Here is a 2,650-nt window from a genome sequence, read left to right as displayed (position 1 = left end):
ATGTTCGGCTTCTGCTGAGGCGGGGAGGCATTCAATCAATACATTGAGGCTGCCGCCGCAGGGCAGCGCGACATCCGGCGACAGCCCTCCTGCGCCGTATCGTATCTGCTGGCTGGGCTGGCGGTAGTCACCCGCTGCCAGCCGCTGTAGAAAATCCTGTTCGATACAGCCGCCGGAAAGCGAACCGCAGACGGCACCCTCTTGAGAAACAGCCAGCAACGAACCCGGCGCACGTGGGGCCGACCCCCAGGTTTGCAGGACGGTGCACAGCCAGATGCAACGCTTCTTGCCAATCCAGTTGAGGGCATTTTCCAGCACCTGAATATCCAGAGAGCTCACCATCAGCATTCCGCCCAGTCGTCAGGGCGATCCACATCGCGTACGCAACCCGGGTCGTCCACCTGCAACAGCAGCGGTGGGGCACCGCTCAAAATAGAACGTGCACCCTCCTGGCCGTGCAGGTCGAGTAAGGCTTCGCGTACGTTGGCACTGAAACCGACAGGGTGACCGACCTGCAGCTTCCACTGCGGGCGGACAATATCGGCAAAGGCCAGTGCCTGACGTACTCGCTTTACAGTACTTAACTGTAACCAGGGCATATCGGCCAGCATCACCAGCCAGCCGGACCCGCCAGGTTGTGCAGCGACACCCGCGGCGATCGAGTCACCCAGAGAATCACTCTCCAGCAGCGTGATACCACAGTGATAACTCCGTGCTGTCTCGATCAACGCGTGATCTTCCGGGCGCAGTACCACATTCACCTGCTTGCCGCAGGCGGCAGTGGCCAGTCGCAGGGTATGTGCCAGTAGCGACAGATTGCCACAGACCTGATGCCTGACCAGCAGCTTATGCCGCCCATCCTGTTCGCGGTAGCGGCGGCTGTAGCCTGCCGCCATCACTAATATCCCCACATCCTTCATTTATTCTGCTCCATGATCCTGCTGACGAATGTCTGCCACCTTGTTCTCCAGATCGATCCAGGGCGTTTGACCGGCGAAATCGGTGCGCAGCCAGTTCAGCAACGTGGCGATCTGGTGATCGCTAAGCTGATGGCGGAAGCCGGGCATGGTGCCCAGATCACGGGTTGCCGGATGGCTGATACCGTCCAGTACAATGCGGATAAGGTTATCGGGCGTAGCGGTATACAGATTGCTGTTCAGCGCCAGCGACGGACGCACACCCAACAGTTGCGGCCCTTTCTGCTGCGAGTGACAGACCATACAGGAGCCGGAATACAGCCGGGCACCTGCGGAGTCCAGGCGTTGTGAACGCTGCTCTGCGCGTGCAGTCAGTTCATCGGCCTGTGACACGGTGGGTGGCTGGAAGCTGACCAGCCAGTGGGCTAATGCCTGCAGATCCTTCTCCGACTGCTGCGACAGCCCGCCCGCGATCACCGGTCCCATCGGGCCTGCTGCTACGCCGTGTTCCGGGGAATATCCGGTACGCAGATAGCGCTGCAACTGCACTTCATCCCAGGCGACAGGTGCCGGAGATCGGTCGTTAAGCGCGGGGGCGATCCAGCCTTCAGCAACACCGCCACTCAGCGCATCACTACCGTGTTTTTCGGCAGCGGCCAGATTACGCGGTGAATGACAGGCGCTACAGTGGCCCAGCCCTGCGGCCAGATAAGCCCCCCGATTCCACATGGCACTCTGCTGCGGGTCCGGTGTGTTTTCTCCCGGGCGCAGGAACAACCAGTTCCATGCTGCCATCCCCTGGTGAATACTGAACGGAAAGGATAACTGTGTTTCCGGCGGCCGATAGCTGACGGCGGGCTGGGTCATCAGAAAGGCGTAAAGGTCCTGCAAATCATCGTTGCTGACTTGCGTGAAGGAGGTGTAGGGAAAAGCCGGGTAAAGATAATGCCCGCGGCGGTCAATACCGTAACGCATCGCGCGCCGGAATGCCGGGTAAGACCAACTGCCAATACCGCTGGTGAGATCCGGGGTGATATTACTGGTGTAGATTGTGCCAAAGGGCGTGTCCATGGCCAGGCCACCGCTGTTGGTCACGCCCCCCGGGCGCGTGTGACAGGCGCTACAGTCGCCCAGCGCCGCCAGTGTTTTTCCTCTACTGATGCTGCCGACAGAAAATTGTGCAGCATCCGGAGGGGAAATCGGGGCAATCTCGGGTTGCAGACTGAATATCGCCCCGGCGACAACCAGTGCCAGTATCGTCCCGGCTGACATGCGCAGCCATTTATTCTTGCGAATCATACGTGACCTCCCTGTAGCGCGCGCAGAACACGCTCCGGGGTAAATGGCGGCGCGCGGAAACGGATGCCGGTCGCATCAAACAGTGCGTTAGCGATAGCTGCCGCACCCGGAACGGACGCGGATTCACCAGCACCCATAGCGGGTTCATCCGGGTAGTCCATCAGCCCGATCTGGATATCAGGCAGTTCGTCAAAACGCAGCAGCGGATAGCTGCCCCATTCAAGTGATGTCGTCCCGCTTGCATCAAACGTGACAAACTCCTTCAACACCCGGCTGGCACATTGAATAATATTGCCGTGCACCTGATGGCGCACCCCGTCCGGGTTGACCATTTGCCCGCAGTCGTGGTTGACGAAGATTTTGTTCAGCGTGATCTCCCCGGTTTGGCGATTAACGCTTAAATCACAGACCCAGGCAGCCCAGGCAGCACCAAA

Annotated in this window: 4 protein-coding genes; all 4 read right to left on the bottom strand. The window is 59.7% G+C overall.

Annotation, left to right across the window (positions count from 1 at the left end; genetic code table 11):
• A partial coding sequence (locus WH277_RS04090; RefSeq protein WP_339504498.1) for an XdhC family protein occupies nt 1-339 on the bottom strand: 339 nt, incomplete at its 3' end.
• A gap of 2 nt (nt 340-341) precedes the next feature.
• Complete coding sequence (locus tag WH277_RS04085) at nt 342-920, bottom strand: nucleotidyltransferase family protein (RefSeq protein WP_339484336.1); 579 nt, start codon at nt 918-920, stop codon at nt 342-344.
• Complete coding sequence (locus tag WH277_RS04080; RefSeq protein WP_339458262.1) at nt 921-2,216, bottom strand: cytochrome c; 1,296 nt, start codon at nt 2,214-2,216, stop codon at nt 921-923.
• On the bottom strand, nt 2,213-2,650 hold a 438-nt coding region (locus WH277_RS04075), incomplete at its 5' end, for a molybdopterin cofactor-binding domain-containing protein (protein ID WP_339504496.1). The genes WH277_RS04080 and WH277_RS04075, both read right to left, overlap by 4 nt.

Origin of the sequence: Erwinia sp. MYb416, from assembly GCF_037479575.1 — a bacterium.
In the GTDB taxonomy this organism is placed as follows: domain Bacteria; phylum Pseudomonadota; class Gammaproteobacteria; order Enterobacterales; family Enterobacteriaceae; genus Erwinia; species Erwinia rhapontici.
This window is presented reverse-complemented; position numbering and strand designations above follow the sequence as displayed.

What these genes read in the sequence shown, in the direction of transcription:
- WH277_RS04085 (WP_339484336.1), bottom strand. Translation starts at nt 920, where the DNA reads ATGAAGGATGTGGGGATATTAGTGATGGCGGCAGGCTACAGCCGCCGC.
- WH277_RS04080 (WP_339458262.1), bottom strand. Translation starts at nt 2,216, where the DNA reads ATGATTCGCAAGAATAAATGGCTGCGCATGTCAGCCGGGACGATACTG.